The following is a 15,269-nucleotide window of genomic DNA, read 5'->3' on the forward strand; positions in this document are numbered from 1 at the left end:
CGGACCTATTCGCCGGCCAGTTGCAGCCGGGGCTTGGCCGCACCGGCCTCCTTCAGCCGCAGGCGGGCTTCTTCGCCGCCGATATAGTCGCGCGTTATCGGGACGATGCCTTGGCGCTTGGTGAGCTGGAGCTGGAAGTTCATCATGTTCTGCACGCGGAACGACATCTCCGAGGCGGCCAGGTAGAATTCCCACATTCGGGCAAAGGTCTCGTCGTAGAGCCGCACGGCCTCCTCGCGTCGCGCCATGAAGCGCTCGCGCCACGCCTTCAGCGTCTCGGCATAGTGCAGGCGAAGGATTTCCATGTCGCAGATCAGCAATCCGGCCTTCTCGATCGCCGGCATGACCTCGGACAGCGCCGGAATGTAGCCGCCGGGGAAGATGTATTTCCGGATCCAGGGGCTGGTGACGTCGGGGCCGGTCGAGCGGCCGATCGAGTGCAGCACCATGACACCGTCGTCGCTGAGCAGTTCGGCGCAGCGCGCGAAGAAGGTTTCATAGTAGGCGACCCCGACATGCTCGAACATGCCGACCGAGACGATGCGGTCGAACGGCCCGGGAATGTCGCGGTAGTCCTGCAGCAGGAAGCGCGCCGATTGCGCGAGGTTCCGCTCCGCCGCCCGGGCGTTGGAAATTTGCAGCTGCTCGGTCGACAGCGTGACGCCGGTGACGTCGGCGCCGCTCATCTCGGCGAGATAGAGCCCAAGGCCACCCCAGCCGGAACCGATGTCGAGGATGCGGTGCCCGGGCTTGATCAGGAGTTTTGCGGCGAGGTGACGCTTCTTGGCGAGTTGGGCATCGTCCAGCGTCGCGTCCGGCGTCTCGAAATAGGCGCAGCTGTATTGCTTGTCCGCGTCGAGGAAGAGGGAATAGAGGCGGCCGTCGAGATCGTAATGACGGGCGACGTTGCTTTTGGACCGGCCGCGTACATTGATCTGCTGGGCGCGGCGTCCGAGGAAGCGTACCCAGGCTTGCAGCCTGGCAAAGTTCGGCAGCATGGCTGCCTGACCCATCAGGACCGCGAGCACGTCGGCGATGGTGCCTTGCTCCACCACGAACGTGCCGTCCATGAAGGCTTCGCCGAGATAAAGTTCGGGATCGACCAGGATGCGGAGTTCCGCTCCTCGCGTCATGAAGCGCACGGCGACCGGTACGCCCGTGCCGTCACCGCAGGTGAACTGAGCGCCGCTTGCGGTCGTGAACGTGATCGAACCGCGGCGGATGAAGCGCCCCAAGAAGTATCGCAACAATCGGTCCATCGAAACACCAACGGAACGGCAAGCTGCACACCGACACCACCGGAGTTAATCACTCCAATGTGTCCCCAACCTCAAGATAGGCAGGGAATTAGATCGCGCTATTGCGTTGTGGTCAAAGCCGATATTCCAAAATGTGACAATTGCGTGGATGCGTCATGGCTGCGCTTCCATTCGCGCGATAATCGGCTAAAAGGTGACCGCCGCGGCCGATCCATCAGGCGCCGGCGGCGATTTTTCCGGAATCTGGAGACTTAAGGAATGTTGAGCCGAGCCCTCAGTCTGGCGACGGTGGCGCTTCTGACTGGCTGCCTGTCAGCCGTATCGGCGCAAGCGCAAAACCTCGAGGCCGGCAAGAGCCCCTCCCAGATCTTCGCAAGCACCTGCACTGCTTGCCACAAGAGCCCGCGCGGCCTGCTGAAGTCGGTTCCGGCCGGTTCGCTGCCGGGATTCCTGCGCCAGCACTACACGACGTCCAGCGACATGGCCGGCGTGCTTGCGTCCTATCTGATTTCGAACGGCGCCAACGACCCGCGCTACCAGGCCAAGGATCAACCCAAGGGCGCCAAGGGCCGGGAAGGCAGGCAGGAGGCCAACCAGTCTCCGGAGCAGCCGTCCGAGCGTCCAGCCCGCCGACGGCACCAGGATGCAGCGCCGCAGGAAAGTGCCAAGGAAGGGGCCAAGCCTGACACCGACGGTTTGAATCCCGAAGGACGTCCAGTTCACCGCGGCAAGCGGATGGCCCGCCCGAGCGAGGCGCCGGAGGGCGCGAAGCCGGACGACGGCCAGACGCCGCAGGCCTTGGGCGAGGGCAAGCCGTCGCGTCAGAAGCACGGCCGTCGCGGCAAGCCCGTCGAGGAGCCGAAGTCCGAGGAGACACCCAAGGGCGCGGCGACCAGCGACGATTCCAAGACATCCACCAGGCATGATGACAAGGGTGAAGCCGAGAAGACCGCGAAGCCTGCTGCCGAGCCCGACACGGCAAAGGTCGACGCACCGAAGAGCAATGGCGGCGGTGAACCGGCTGCCGTGCGATCCGATCCGGTTCCGCAGGTCACACCGGCACCCGCGGCGGCTGCGCCTGCCGCATCCGAGCCGGCCGCAGCCGCATCCCCCGCTCCGGCGCCAGCCGCGCCGCCGGTGACTGCGACGGCGCCGCCGCCACCTCCGCCCACGACGCCAGGCTCCGGCCCGCCGGAAGCCCCGACCTCGAAGTAATCGCCAACGCCGGGCCCCAAGGTCCGGCGTATTCGTTTGACCATCGTTAGAGCAATACTCTAGAGTGTTCATCTAGTTAGGAGAGGACGACTTGAGCACGGCGCGCGAAGATCTGCTGGCGGCAGGACTGGCGGTGTTCGACCGCAACGGGTTTGAGGGCGCGACGGTGGCCGAAATCCGCTCCCGCGCCCGCGCGTCCAACGGCAGCTTCTTCCACTTCTTCACCTCGAAGAAGGAGCTCGCCGGCACCCTGTTCCTGGAAATCCTGCAGGCCTATCACGCCGCCATGATCAGCTCGGTCGACGCCAGCTGCGGGGCGGGCGAGGGCGTTGCGCGGCTGATCCACGCCCATCTCGATTGGGTCGTGAGCAACCGGCGCGAGGCGCGCTTCCTGTTCGAGATTTCGCGCAGCGAGTGGGGCGAGGAGGTGCGCGGCGCGCAGCGCACCGAGAATTCGCGGCTCACCGATGGCATCGAGCGCTGGCGCGCGCCGCTGCTTGCGCGCGGCGAATTGCTGCCGATGAGCGCTGTGCTGTTCTTCAGCCAGATCATCGGGCCGGCGCAGATCTTCTGCCGCGCCTGGCTGTCGGGCCGCCATACCGGCGATCCGCGCGAACAGGTCGAGACGCTGATCGCCTGCGCGATCCGCGCGGTGGTGGCGCCGGGTGCGCCGGAGCGAACAGGAGGGACTTCATGAGCGAGACCGATCCAGACTTTGCACCGATCGCGGCGCGAATTCGCGACAATGTCGGCCGGCAGGGCTTCATGGGTCTTGTCGGTGCCGAAGTGGCCGAGCTGTCGCGCGGCACCTGCACGCTCGCGGTCGACCGCCGGCCGGAGCTGCTGCAGCAGCACGGCCTGTTTCACGGCGGAGTGACGGCGTTTCTGGTCGACAACGCCACCACGATCGCAGCGGCGACGTCGCGCGGGCAGCCGGCGCTGACGGCGGAGTACAAGCTGAATCTGCTGTCGCCGGCGTCGGGCGATCGTCTGATCTGCCGGGCGCGCGTGATCAAGCCGGGACGTCAGGTCGCCGTCGTTGCAGCCGACGTGTTCTGCGTGATCGACGGCAAGGAGAAGCACACCGCGACCGCATTGGCGTCGATCGCCATGCTCGACGACAAGACGGCGGCACGAATCCAAAGCCCGGCCTGATCGAGGCCGGGCTTCGTAGCGTTTAGTCAGTTGGACGATGGCGAGAAGCTTACTTCTCTTCGGCGGCCGGAGCCGGCGCGGCTTCCTCGTCGTGCTGGGCTTCCGGATCGAAGAACTCGCCGGCGGCGGCGAGCGCCTCGGCAGCCGCGTCCTGGTCTTCCTGGCGGGTCGAGATGTCCTCGCCGCGCTTGATCCGCTCGGCCTCTTCAGCGGAGCGGGCGACCGTCACGGTGACGCTGGTCTCGACCTCGGGGTGGACGGCGATCGTCACCTTCTGCGCGCCGATCACCTTGATCGGCGAGTCGAGCCAGACCTGCGGGCGCGAAACCGTCACGCCGTCGGCCGCCAGCGCGGCGACGATGTCGCGCACCGTGACCGAGCCGAACAGCTGGCCGGACTCGGAGGCCTGGCGGATGATGACGATGTCGCGGCCGTCGATCTTCTCGGCAACCTTGGCGGCTTCGCCCTTGGCCTTGATGTTGTTGGCCTCGAGCTCGGCCTTCATGCCGTCATACTTGGCGCGGTTCGCCTCGGTGGCGCGCAGCGCCTTGCCGCGCTTCAGCAAGAAGTTGCGGGCGAACCCGTCCTTGACGCGCACGACTTCGCCCATCTGGCCAAGCTTGGCAACGCGTTCGAGCAGAATGACTTCCATTTTCGTTCTCCTTTAGATGCTAAGTACGGGTTCAAGTGGTTGGATCGAATCTCAAGCCGCTGGCAAAGGCGGCGGTCTTGTCTGCAGATAGCGCTGGCGCAGCCCGAACACGGCGTCGGCGATGCCGAGCGCGAACATCGCCACGATCGGCCAGCCGAACATGACGACGACCGCATAGATGCCACCGAGCCAGAAGCCGCGATTGGTGAGCGACAGCGTCAAGGTGTGCAGAACGGCGAAGCCGACGAGCGCATAGGCGATTACGAGTGCCGCGGTGATGATCTGCGCCAGTAGCGCAAGCATGCCGCCGATGAAGCTGACGCCGACCGCCGCCAGCAGCGCGACCAGCGTCACGGCCGGAAGCGCCGTGGTGCGGAAATCCGGCCACGGCCGATTCAACCGCCCCGAGGTTTGCGCAATCTTGCCGGCGAGCCACAGGCTCAGCGTCAGCGTGACCATCGCGAGGATCGTTGCAGCGAGGGGCGCGAGGATCACCAGCACGTCGACCAATCGTTCGATCTCACCGCTGGGCAACCCTTCGCCGGTGCCGAGCACCTTAAGCAGGCCGCGCCGTAAGGCACCGGTGACTGTGTCGGCATCCGAGCCGAGCGTGAGCAGCGCTGCGGTCGTGGTGATGATGGCGAAGGCTGCGATCCAGAGCAGGATACGGCCGACGGGATACCATTCGAGCGTAGGCGGCTGCTCGGTGGCGCTGTCGCCGGCGGCGTTCTCGATCGGCCGTCCGAGCAGCGCAAGGTGGCCGAGCCACCAGCCGGGCACGGCGACGATCATGGCAAACGCGATGCAATAGGGAAGTCCGAAGATCGCGCCGAGAACGGATGCGGCAGCGACGCCGCCGATGGCCGCGGCAAGCGGTCCCCAAGCGAGTGCCGACACCATCAGCGGCAGCGGCGCAAGAAAGTAAAGCAGCAACGAGATCAGCGCGCCCGAACTGATCGAGGCGAACATCAGCGCCGACGCGGCGCCGGCGGCAAGTGCAACAATGAGTATCCCGATCATCAGCTGTCCCGCCCCCTTCGAGCGGTTAGGGGTCCTGCTTCGAGAACCCCAACCATCGGCGACCGGACGACCCGGAAGCCTTATGAGAATGAGCGGCCGGCGACGTAAGCCGCCGGCCGGAAACGATTACCTGATCACGTAGGGCAGCAAGCCGAGGAAGCGCGCGCGCTTGATGGCGCGGGCGAGCTCACGCTGCTTCTTGGCGGACACGGCCGTGATGCGGCTCGGCACGATCTTGCCGCGCTCGGAGACGTAACGCATCAGCAGCTTGGAATCCTTGTAGTCGATCTTCGGCGCATTCGCGCCCGTGAACGGGCAGGACTTGCGACGACGGAAAAACGGACGGCGGGCACCAGCATCAGCCATGATTCTTTACTCCTCGGTCGCAGCTTCTTCGTCGCGCGGACGGCGCGGACCACGGTCGCCACGGAAGCCACCCTCGCGGTCACCACGGAAACCGCCTTCGCGGTCGCCACGGAAGCCACCACCACGGTCATCGCGCTCGCGATCGCGGTCGGCCTTGCGCATCATCGCGGACGGGCCTTCCTCGTGCTCTTCGACGCGCACGGTGAGGTAACGGATGACGTCTTCGTTGATCCGCTCCTGGCGCTCGATCTCGGTGACGACGGCCGACGGTGCGTCGATGTTCATCAGCACGAAATGCGCCTTGCGGTTCTTGTTCATGCGGTAGGTGAGGGAGCGTACGCCCCAGCTCTCGGTCTTGGTGACCTTGCCGCCGCCCTGTTCGACGATCCCCGTCATCTGGGCCGTCAGTTCATCCACCTGCTGGGTGCTCGCATCCTGACGCGCGAGAAAAACATGCTCGTAAAGAGGCATGGTTGTCCTTTCCTGTGTTGGCGCGGTTTCCGGCGACAAGCCCTTCGAGACCTTCGGAAAGGACTCGAGCTGCTCAGAAGGCGGGAGCACGGGACGACGGGCCGACTGGCCCTGCCACATCAAAATCAACGGGTGAATTTGCTGAGACCGTCCGTTCAGCTCCCGGCCGGAGCCCACGAATGGCGCGCTTATACGGATTTTGGCCGCGAAAGCAAGGGTTCTCGGCCTCCGGATGCGCGAGGCGTCGTAGCCCTCCAGGCCGTTTGACGCAACCTCGGGCGTTTTCCCGTTGATTTCTTTGTTTGTGTGTCATACAAATATCTTTAGGAGGATGAGATATGGGTTCGGAGACCGCCGGCGGCATGTCTGCGCCCGATCCGAAGCACGCGGTCCGCGCGACGCGGTCGGCGGGGCGCAAGATGCGCTCGCTGCTGCTCGATGCCGCCAGCCGCCTGTTCAAGGAGCGCGGGCTCTCGGGCACATCGATCTCCGATATCGCCGCGGCCGCCGACGCCTTTCCGAGCCAGATCACCTATTACTTCCGCACCAAGGAAGCGCTGTTCGTCGAAGCCGCCAGCCGCGACATGCTCTATCTCGCGCGCGCGACCGAGCAGGCCGCCCTGAATGCGCACACCCCGCGGGACTACACCCACGCTTTGGCCGAGACCGTGACCGCGACCGACACGGTCGCCTTCTTCGCGGAGGCCTTGACTCTCACGCGACGCCGGCAGGACCTCGCGCCCCTGGTCGAGCGCACCATCGAACGCCTGCACAGCGAAGGCGCGCGCGCCTATGCGAGCCAGGTCGAGCGGCATGGCTGGCGCTCGCTGCGCGCGCCCGAGGAGAGCTCGCGGCGATTCTGGGCAATCGCGATCGGCGTGATCGTCGAAGGTTTCGCGATGGGCCGCGGCTCCGAGGAAATGTGCCGCGAATTGCTGCGCGCGCTCGGCGAGCAGGCGACATCAACTTCAACGTCGGCCAATGACGGGACGCGTCTGCGGCTGGTCGGCGATCACAGCACTTCATCCTCAACGGACGGGGAGACAAGCACATGACCGCGCTTCGCATGCGAGCCCGTGATTTCCTCACCGAGGACGAACTGGTCGCGGTGCGCGAGCGCACCACGTGGAAGGGCGCAGCCCTGATCGTGCACGCCTGGGCGCTGATCCTGGGCGCGATCGCGCTGGTCGCGTGGTGGCCCAATCCGCTGACCTATCTGCTCGCGGTCGCGATCATCGGCTCGCGCCAGCTCGGGCTCGCGATCCTGATGCATGACGGGGCGCACGGCTGCCTGTCGGCGGACGAGGGGACCAATCTGACGCTGAGCCAGTGGTTCTGCGCCTATCCGATCTTCGCGGAGACCCGCGGCTATCGCCGCTATCATCTGCAGCATCATGCGCGGACGCAGCAGGAGGATGATCCCGATCTCGTGCTGTCGGCGCCGTTTCCGATCACGAAGCTGAGCTACCGCCGCAAGTTCTTCCGCGATATCACCGGGCAGACCGGCTACCAGCAGCGCAAGGCGCAATTGCTCAATGCGATCGGGCCGAAGGAGTGGCCGTTGTCGCGGCGCGCCGCCAACTTCTGGCAGAAGCTCGGGCCGCAATGCGTCACCAATGCGCTGCTGTTCGCGGGCCTCGCCGCCGCCGGCGTGTGGTGGGCCTATCCGCTGTTGTGGCTGGTGCCTCTGCTGACCTGGATGATGGTGATCACGCGTATCCGCAACATTGCCGAACACGCCGTCGTGCCCGACAGCTCCGATCCCCTGCGCAATACCCGCACCACACGGGCCAACGTCCTCGAGCGTCTCTTCATCGCGCCGTACTACGTGAACTATCACCTCGAGCATCATCTGCTGTTCTACGTGCCCTGCTACAACCTGCCGCGCGTCCATCGCATCCTGAGCGAAAGCCGCTATGCCGGCCGGATGGAGGTGCAGCCGGGTTACGCCGCCGTGCTGCGGCTGGCGACCGCCAGGCCCGCCAGCGAGGATCGTCCGGGCCAACTGGTCAACAGCGCACGCCGGGCGAGGGCTGGCGCCGAGGTTAACGCCGACCAGAATGCCGGCGGGTTCTAGCCCGGAGCCGGACCGGCATCCCCAGGGTTCCTCCGGCGCGGCTTGACAGCACCGCCTCCGTCAGTGTCTTACGGCCCGGTCCGGGGCCGGTTGCAAGGCTTGGTTGTCAAGGCTTGGTTGCCAAGGCCTTATTGCCAAGGCTTGGTTGCAAGGGATTGGCCCGGACCCGCTGTGGCGCGTTTTGCGCGACGCGGATACCGTTTTCCCCTGCGGCGGGCGTAAAGCGCCTGCGCGGAGATCACGCTCAACAAGGTAGGGATCGCCGATGACGGCAGCATTTACGTTTCCCGGGCAGGGCTCGCAGGCGGTCGGCATGGGCAAGGCCCTGGCTGACGCCTTTCCGGCGGCCAGGGCGGTGTTCGACGAGGTCGATTCCGCGCTGGGCGAGAAGCTGACCGCGATCATCTGGGATGGTCCCGGCGAGACATTGCAACTCACCGAAAATGCCCAGCCCGCGCTGATGGCGGTGTCGATCGCCACATTGCGCGTGCTCGAGGGCGAAGCCGGCTTTTCGGTCGGCCGCAACGCGGCCTTCGTTGCCGGGCACTCGCTCGGCGAGTATTCGGCGCTGGCCGCCGCCGGGAGCCTCTCCGTCAGCGACACCGCGCGGCTGCTCCGCACCCGCGGGCTCGCGATGCAGAAGGCGGTGCCGGTCGGCGTCGGTGCGATGGCCGCATTGCTCGGTCTCGACTACGAAACCGCCGTGGCGGTCGCCAACGAGGCGGCGCAGGGACAGGTCTGCCAGGCCGCCAACGACAATGGCGGCGGCCAGGTGGTGGTCTCCGGCGACAAGGCCGCCGTCGATCGCGCGGTCGAAATCGCCAAGACCAAGGGCGCCAAGCGCGCCATGCTGCTGCCGGTGTCGGCGCCGTTCCATTGCAAGCTGATGCAACCGGCGGCCGATGCGATGGCAGAGGCGCTGTCGGGCGTGACCATCAAGGCGCCCGCGGCGCCGCTCGTCAGCAACGTGCTGGCTTCCGCCATCACCGATCCCGACGAGATCCGCCGCCGCCTGATCGAGCAGGTCACGGGCACCGTGCGCTGGCGCGAGTCGGTTGCCTATATGGCAGGGCAGGGCGTGACGCGGTTCTTCGAGATCGGCGCCGGCAAGGTGCTGAGCGGCCTTGTCAAGCGCATTGCCGACGGCGCGGTCGGCGTGTCCGTCGGCGGTCCGAACGATATCGCTGCGGCCAAGGACGCGCTCGCAGCTTCGGCTTGAAGCAGCCGGAAGGAGAATTCGATGTTTGATCTGACTGGCAAGACGGCGCTCGTCACGGGCGCAACCGGCGGCATCGGCGGCGCGATCGCGCAGGCGCTGCATGCGCAGGGCGCGACGGTGGCGATCTCGGGGACGCGGCGTGAGGTGCTGGACAGCTTCGCGGCCAAGCTCGGCGAGCGCGTGCACGTGCTGCCGTGCAATCTCTCGAGCAAGGATGATGTCGAGGCGCTGGTGCCGGCAGCGGAAGCTGCGATGGGGCAGGTCGACATCCTGATCGCCAACGCCGGCATCACCCGCGACAACCTGTTCGTGCAGCTGCGCGACGAAGATTGGGACGACGTGATCGCGGTCAACCTGACCGCGACGTTCCGCCTGGCGCGCGCCGCGACCAAGCTGATGATGCGCAAGCGCTTCGGCCGCATCATCGCGATCACCTCGATCGTCGGCGTCACCGGCAATCCGGGGCAGGGCAACTACACCGCGTCGAAGGCCGGCATCATCGGCTTGATCAAGACGCTGGGCGCCGAATACGCCAAGCGCGGCGTGACCGCCAATTGCATCGCGCCGGGTTTCATCAAGACGCCGATGACCGATGCGCTGAACGACAAGCAGCGCGAATCCATCCTGGCGAAGGTTCCTGCGGCTCGGCTCGGAACGCCCGAGGATATCGCTGCTGCGGCGGTCTATCTGGCCTCAAACGAGGCCGCCTACGTCACCGGACAGACGATCCACGTCAACGGCGGGATGGCTATGATTTGAGCTACTGGCCGGCTCTCGCAATGCGGCGAAAAGCCGTTTTCGGGAGCCGGTTCAGGCGTGTAGTCAAGGCTTTGGAAGTATGGTAGCTGAAGCCCCCGTGGATGGGCGAAGAACGCCATTGCAGGATTTTGAAACCCTGTATATTGGCGTGGCGACGCCTGCCGTTCGCCGGGGCTTTAGTCGGCTACGACCGGGCCGAATCAAGACTATGCGCGACTGAGTAATCGAGACGACCACGATGGCTCGTATCGTCTTGGGGTCGGGTCCAATGGAACAACGAGGTTGAACGATGAGTGAGATTGGCGAGCGGGTTAAGAAGATTGTGGTCGAGCACCTTGGTGTCGAACCCGAGAAGGTGGTCGATAGCGCGAGCTTCATCGATGACCTCGGCGCCGACAGCCTCGACACCGTCGAGCTCGTGATGGCATTCGAAGAAGAATTCGGTTGCGAGATTCCCGACGACGCGGCGGAGACGATTCTGACCGTTGGCGACGCGACCAAGTTTCTTGAGAAGAACGCGAAGAGCTGACGCCGATCGCGAAGTTGACGGGGCCGGACGGACCGTGATCGAGCGGTCCCCCGGCTTCTTATTATCAGCCGCGCATTGCTGGCCGGAGACGTGGAAATGAGACGAGTTGTCGTCACGGGGCTGGGCATGCTTACACCGCTCGGCTGCGGCGTTGACGCAACTTGGGCGCGCATCCTCGCCGGAGACAGCGGCGGCAAGAAGATCGACACGTTCGACGTGTCCGACCTGCCGAGCCAGGTCGCCTGCTACATTCCGCGCGGCGACGGCACTGGCGGCACCTTCAATCCCGATCAGTGGATGGAGCCGAAAGACCAGCGCAAGGTCGACGACTTCATCGTCTATGCGATGTGCGCGGCCAAGCAGGCGCTGGACGATGCCGACTGGCATCCGAAGTCGGATGAGGACCAGTTCGCCACCGGCACGATGATCGGCTCCGGCATCGGCGGCCTCACCGGCATTGCCGAGACTGCGGTGCTGCTGAAGGAGCGCGGACCGCGCAGGGTCTCTCCGTTCTTCATTCCGGGCCGCCTGATCAATCTGGCCTCCGGCTACGTCTCGATCGAGCACGGCCTGAAGGGACCCAATCATGCGGTGGTCACGGCGTGCTCGACCGGCGCGCATGCGGTCGGCGACGCAGCGCGGCTGATCGCGCTCGGCGACGCCGAGGTGATGGTCGCGGGCGGCGCCGAATCGCCGATCTCCCGCATCGGCATCGCCGGCTTCTGCGCAGCGCGTGCGCTGTCCACCGGCTTCAACGAGACCCCGGAAAAGGCATCGCGGCCGTACGACAAGGATCGCGACGGCTTCGTGATGGGCGAGGGCGCCGGCGTCCTCGTGCTTGAGGAATACGAGCACGCGAAGCGCCGCGGCGCGAAGATCTATGCCGAGGTCACCGGCTATGGCCTGTCGGGCGATGCCTTCCACATCACCTCGCCGCCGCCGGACGGCAATGGCGGCTTCCGCAGCATGAGCATGGCGCTGAAGCGCGCCGGCCTCGCGGCATCCGACCTCGACTACATCAATGCGCACGGTACCTCGACGCAGGTCGGCGACGAGATCGAGCTCGGCGCGGTCGAGCGTCTGCTCGGCAATGCGGCCTCGAAGGTTTCGATGTCGTCGACCAAGTCCGCGACCGGACATCTGCTCGGTGCGGCCGGCGCGATCGAGGCGATCTTCGCGATCCTGGCGATTCGCGATAACGTGGTGCCGCCGACCATCAATCTCGACAATCCGTCGGTGCAAACGGCGATCGATCTTGTGCCGCATACGTCGCGCAAGCGTGACGTCAATGTGGCGCTGTCCAATTCCTTCGGTTTCGGCGGCACAAACGCTTCCGTGATCGTGCAGCGCGTGACCAATTAGTAGGTCTTTAGAACTAGTCCACCGTTTTGCCGTATTCCGCGGTGACTCCTAATAGCGGGCGTATGCTATTGGCAGGGCAGGGGTTTGTCCGGCCACGATTCAACCGGCAGGATATTGGTTTGCATCGATGAGTGAGAGGCCGCCCATTTCACCGAGGAGTCCACGCGCCGCGCTGGAGCCCGAACAGCTTCCGCCGCCGCCCAAGCGCTCGGATCGCGCCCGCAATCCCTTCGTGATCGTCGGCAATGCCATCTTCACCATCCTGATCATCCTGATGATCGGCGCTGGAGCGACGTACTACTACGGCAAGCAGGCACTGGAATCGCCGGGACCGCTGCAGGAAGACAAGATCGTCAACATCCCGGCGCGCGCCGGCAAGCGTGACATCGCCGACGTGCTCTCGCGTGAGGGCGTGATCAACGTCAATCCGTGGGTCTTCATCGGCGGCGTGTTCGCGCTGAAGGCAAGCTCCGATCTCAAGCCCGGCGAATATTCGTTCCAGAAGAATGCCAGCCTGCGCGACGTCATCGCCACCATCGTCGACGGCAAGGTGGTGCAGCACGCCATCACGATACCGGAAGGCCTGACTTCCGAGCAGATCGTGACGCGGCTCTCCGACAACGACATCTTCACCGGCTCGGTGCGCGAGATCCCGCGCGAGGGCACGCTGCTGCCGGAGACCTACAAGTTCCCGCGCGGCACCACGCGCGACCAGGTGATCCAGCGCCTGCAGCAGGCGCAGAAGCGCGTGCTCGCCGAAATCTGGGAACGCCGCAACACCGACACGCCGCTGAAATCGCCGGACCAGCTGGTGACGCTGGCCTCGATCGTCGAGAAGGAAACCGGCCGCGCCGACGAGCGCAGCCGCGTCGCCGCAGTGTTCGTCAACCGCCTGCGCCAGCGGATGAAGCTGCAGTCCGATCCGACCATCATCTACGGACTGGTGGGCGGCAAGGGAACGCTGGGCCGTCCGATCAAGCGCAGCGAGATCACGCAGCCGTCGCCCTACAACACCTATGTGATCGACGGCCTGCCGCCCGGACCGATCGCCAATCCGGGCCGCGCCTCGCTGGAGGCGACCGCCAACCCGGCGCGCACCCGCGACCTGTTCTTCGTCGCCGATGGAACCGGCGGCCACGCCTTCACCGAAACCTACGACCAGCACGCGAAGAACGTCGCCAAACTGCGCGCGTCGGAAAAGCAGATCCAGAACGACACCGTCGAGCCCGCGGATGATCCGGCGCCCGCCGCCGCGGCGCCCGGCGCCGACACCAATCCCACGGCGACGACGCCGAAGCCCACCAATCAAAAGAAGCCGCCGCGCGGTCGGCAGGGCGCAGCCCAGCAGACCAATTCGCCACCGGTGGTGCAGCGCTAAAGCGCGATCGTCATCGAGCTTTAGCTTCTTGTTTGAGCATGATCTTTCGGAAAACCGCCACACACTTTTCCGGATCATGCTGTAGCTCTGCGTTTCCGGCGGTGGAACGTAATTCCACTTTCACGGAATCCGTTTTAAGGTCGCACCGGCTCCCCACGAGTCTCGCAGGCTCCGGGTGAGTCCCATATCCTTCTGTTGGAGAGTTTCACGCGATGGCGCTGTCGAGCATGACTGGCTTTGCCCGAAGCCATGGCGCAAGCGGTCCCTATACGTTCGAGTGGGAGCTGAAATCGGTCAATGCCAAGGGCTTTGACCTGCGGTTGCGGCTTCCGCCGGGCTGGGACGAACTGGAAGCGCTTGCCAAGAAGCGGGCGGGCGAGCTGCTGTCGCGCGGCACGGTCTACGCCAATCTCATCGTCAAGCGCACCGACGCGGCGCAGACGATCCGCATCAATGAGGACGTGCTTGCCGCCGTGGTGAAGGTCGCCGGCACGCTCGCGCAACGGATCGACGCGGTGGCACCGAGCATCGACGGACTGCTCGGCATCAAGGGCGTCATCGAGGTGGTCGAGCCCGAGAGCAACGAGGACGAGGACAAGGCGGCGCGCGAGGCGGCGGCGATGGCCTTCGAGCAGGCGCTCGGCAGCCTTGTCGAGATGCGCCGCCGCGAGGGCGATGCGCTGGGGCAGATCCTGATGCAGCGGATGGACGAGATCGAGCGGCTTGCCAAGCGTGCCGAGACCGCTCCCGGCCGCAAGCCCGAGGCGATCAAGGCGCGGCTTGCCGAGCAGATCGCGGCCCTGCTCGAGACGTCCGACCGCTTCGATGCCGACCGCCTCAATCAGGAGGCGATCCTGATCGCCACCAAGGCCGACATCCGCGAGGAGCTCGACCGCATCGCCTCGCACATTGCCCAGGCGCGCGAGATAATCGGCAAGGGCGGTCCGGTCGGGCGCCGGCTTGACTTCCTCGCCCAGGAGTTCAATCGCGAGGTGAACACCTGCTGCTCGAAGTCGAACGACGTCGAATTGACCAACACCGGGCTTGAAATGAAGAACGTGGTCGAGCAGTTCCGCGAACAGGTCCAGAATCTGGAGTGAATGATGACGGCGCAGGGTTTTGACGGCGTAGAGCGGCGCGGACTGATGTTCGTCCTGTCGTCGCCGTCGGGCGCCGGCAAGACGACGCTGTCGCGCATGCTGCTGGAGCGCGAGCCGGGCCTGAAGATGTCGGTGTCGGCGACCACGCGGCCGATGCGGCCGGGCGAGGTCGCGGGCCGCGACTACTTCTTCGTCGACAAGAAGAAGTTCGAGAAGATGGTCGAGCACGGTGAACTGCTCGAATGGGCCACCGTATTCGACAACCGCTACGGCACGCCGCGCGCGCCGGTCGAGGCCGCGCTAGCGGTGGGGCAGGATGTTCTGTTCGATATCGACTGGCAGGGCACGCAACAGCTCCACCAGAAAGCCAGCGCCGATGTGGTGCGGGTGTTCATCCTGCCGCCGTCGGCCGCCGATCTCGAGAGGCGGCTGCATACCCGGGCGCAGGATTCGGAAGAGGTCATCCGCGGACGGATGAGCCGCGCCAGTCATGAGCTGAGCCATTGGGCGGAATACGACTACATCGTCGTCAACCAGAACGTCGACGATGCCTTTGCCGAGGTGCAGTCGATCCTGAAGGCCGAGCGCCTCAAGCGCGAGCGCCGCACCGGCCTCACCGAATTCGTGCGCGGCCTGCAGCGTCAGCTCGAGAAGTAGCGCGTTGCGGACGTGATGCGACCGCATCACGTCCGTTCGCATTTTTTCCC

Annotated in this window: 17 protein-coding genes; 12 read left to right on the plus strand and 5 right to left on the minus strand. The window is 65.5% G+C overall.

The annotated features are described in order from the left end of the window. Positions 1-5 precede the first annotated feature (5 nt). Positions 6-1,259, minus strand: coding sequence for an SAM-dependent methyltransferase (locus tag ACVWY5_RS14645; protein ID WP_028335154.1), 1,254 nt, complete (start codon positions 1,257-1,259; stop codon positions 6-8). 258 nt (positions 1,260-1,517) lie between these two features. Between ACVWY5_RS14645 and ACVWY5_RS14650 the strand changes: the two genes are divergently transcribed. The 3 genes from ACVWY5_RS14650 to ACVWY5_RS14660 all read left to right on the plus strand — a co-directional run bounded on the left by ACVWY5_RS14650 (position 1,518) and on the right by ACVWY5_RS14660 (position 3,629). Beyond that, positions 1,518-2,474, plus strand: a complete 957-nt coding sequence (locus tag ACVWY5_RS14650; protein ID WP_028335155.1) for a hypothetical protein — start codon at positions 1,518-1,520, stop codon at positions 2,472-2,474. Positions 2,475-2,565: 91 nt separating this feature from the next. Beyond that, entirely contained in the window at positions 2,566-3,171 is a 606-nt protein-coding gene (locus ACVWY5_RS14655) for a TetR/AcrR family transcriptional regulator (protein WP_028335156.1), read from the plus strand. After that, positions 3,168-3,629 (plus strand): PaaI family thioesterase, encoded by a 462-nt coding sequence (locus ACVWY5_RS14660; RefSeq protein ID WP_028335157.1) that lies wholly within the window; start codon positions 3,168-3,170, stop codon positions 3,627-3,629. Before ACVWY5_RS14655 ends, ACVWY5_RS14660 begins: the two co-directional genes overlap by 4 nt. Positions 3,630-3,678: 49 nt before the next feature. Here the strand turns inward: ACVWY5_RS14660 and rplI are convergent, their stop codons facing one another. From rplI to rpsF, 4 genes are all read right to left on the minus strand, one after another. Beyond that, complete coding sequence (gene rplI, locus ACVWY5_RS14665; RefSeq protein ID WP_028335158.1) at positions 3,679-4,281, minus strand: 50S ribosomal protein L9; 603 nt, start codon at positions 4,279-4,281, stop codon at positions 3,679-3,681. Positions 4,282-4,332: 51 nt separating this feature from the next. Beyond that, entirely contained in the window at positions 4,333-5,301 is a 969-nt protein-coding gene (locus tag ACVWY5_RS14670; protein ID WP_028335159.1) for a hypothetical protein, read from the minus strand. A 126-nt stretch (positions 5,302-5,427) separates the two neighbouring features. Further along, positions 5,428-5,667, minus strand: coding sequence for a 30S ribosomal protein S18 (gene rpsR / locus ACVWY5_RS14675; protein WP_016844287.1), 240 nt, complete (start codon positions 5,665-5,667; stop codon positions 5,428-5,430). Between the two features lie 6 nt (positions 5,668-5,673). Further along, the gene (rpsF, locus tag ACVWY5_RS14680) at positions 5,674-6,138 is read right to left on the minus strand and encodes a 30S ribosomal protein S6 (RefSeq protein ID WP_028335160.1); all 465 of its coding nucleotides are present in this window, start codon (positions 6,136-6,138) and stop codon (positions 5,674-5,676) included. Positions 6,139-6,476: 338 nt separating this feature from the next. Between rpsF and ACVWY5_RS14685 the strand changes: the two genes are divergently transcribed. From ACVWY5_RS14685 to gmk, 9 genes are all read left to right on the plus strand, one after another. Beyond that, the gene (locus tag ACVWY5_RS14685) at positions 6,477-7,193 is read left to right on the plus strand and encodes a TetR/AcrR family transcriptional regulator C-terminal domain-containing protein (RefSeq protein ID WP_028335161.1); all 717 of its coding nucleotides are present in this window, start codon (positions 6,477-6,479) and stop codon (positions 7,191-7,193) included. Beyond that, entirely contained in the window at positions 7,190-8,215 is a 1,026-nt protein-coding gene (locus tag ACVWY5_RS14690; RefSeq protein WP_028335162.1) for a fatty acid desaturase family protein, read from the plus strand. The genes ACVWY5_RS14685 and ACVWY5_RS14690 overlap by 4 nt, the downstream gene beginning before the upstream one ends. A gap of 265 nt (positions 8,216-8,480) precedes the next feature. Continuing rightward, complete coding sequence (gene fabD / locus ACVWY5_RS14695) at positions 8,481-9,434, plus strand: ACP S-malonyltransferase (protein WP_028335163.1); 954 nt, start codon at positions 8,481-8,483, stop codon at positions 9,432-9,434. A gap of 21 nt (positions 9,435-9,455) precedes the next feature. Continuing rightward, positions 9,456-10,193 (plus strand): 3-oxoacyl-[acyl-carrier-protein] reductase, encoded by a 738-nt coding sequence (fabG, locus tag ACVWY5_RS14700; protein WP_028335164.1) that lies wholly within the window; start codon positions 9,456-9,458, stop codon positions 10,191-10,193. A gap of 289 nt (positions 10,194-10,482) precedes the next feature. Further along, positions 10,483-10,722 (plus strand): acyl carrier protein, encoded by a 240-nt coding sequence (locus ACVWY5_RS14705; RefSeq protein ID WP_002716125.1) that lies wholly within the window; start codon positions 10,483-10,485, stop codon positions 10,720-10,722. A gap of 96 nt (positions 10,723-10,818) precedes the next feature. Beyond that, positions 10,819-12,084 (plus strand): beta-ketoacyl-ACP synthase II, encoded by a 1,266-nt coding sequence (fabF, locus tag ACVWY5_RS14710; RefSeq protein ID WP_028335165.1) that lies wholly within the window; start codon positions 10,819-10,821, stop codon positions 12,082-12,084. A gap of 127 nt (positions 12,085-12,211) precedes the next feature. Continuing rightward, on the plus strand, positions 12,212-13,462 hold the full coding sequence (gene mltG / locus ACVWY5_RS14715) for an endolytic transglycosylase MltG (RefSeq protein WP_016844279.1): 1,251 nt from the start codon (positions 12,212-12,214) through the stop codon (positions 13,460-13,462). A gap of 212 nt (positions 13,463-13,674) precedes the next feature. Further along, complete coding sequence (locus tag ACVWY5_RS14720) at positions 13,675-14,562, plus strand: YicC/YloC family endoribonuclease (RefSeq protein WP_028335166.1); 888 nt, start codon at positions 13,675-13,677, stop codon at positions 14,560-14,562. 3 nt (positions 14,563-14,565) lie between these two features. After that, entirely contained in the window at positions 14,566-15,219 is a 654-nt protein-coding gene (gene gmk, locus ACVWY5_RS14725; RefSeq protein ID WP_028335167.1) for a guanylate kinase, read from the plus strand. Positions 15,220-15,269: the final 50 nt, after the last annotated feature.

The organism is Bradyrhizobium sp. USDA 3256, assembly GCF_054058275.1.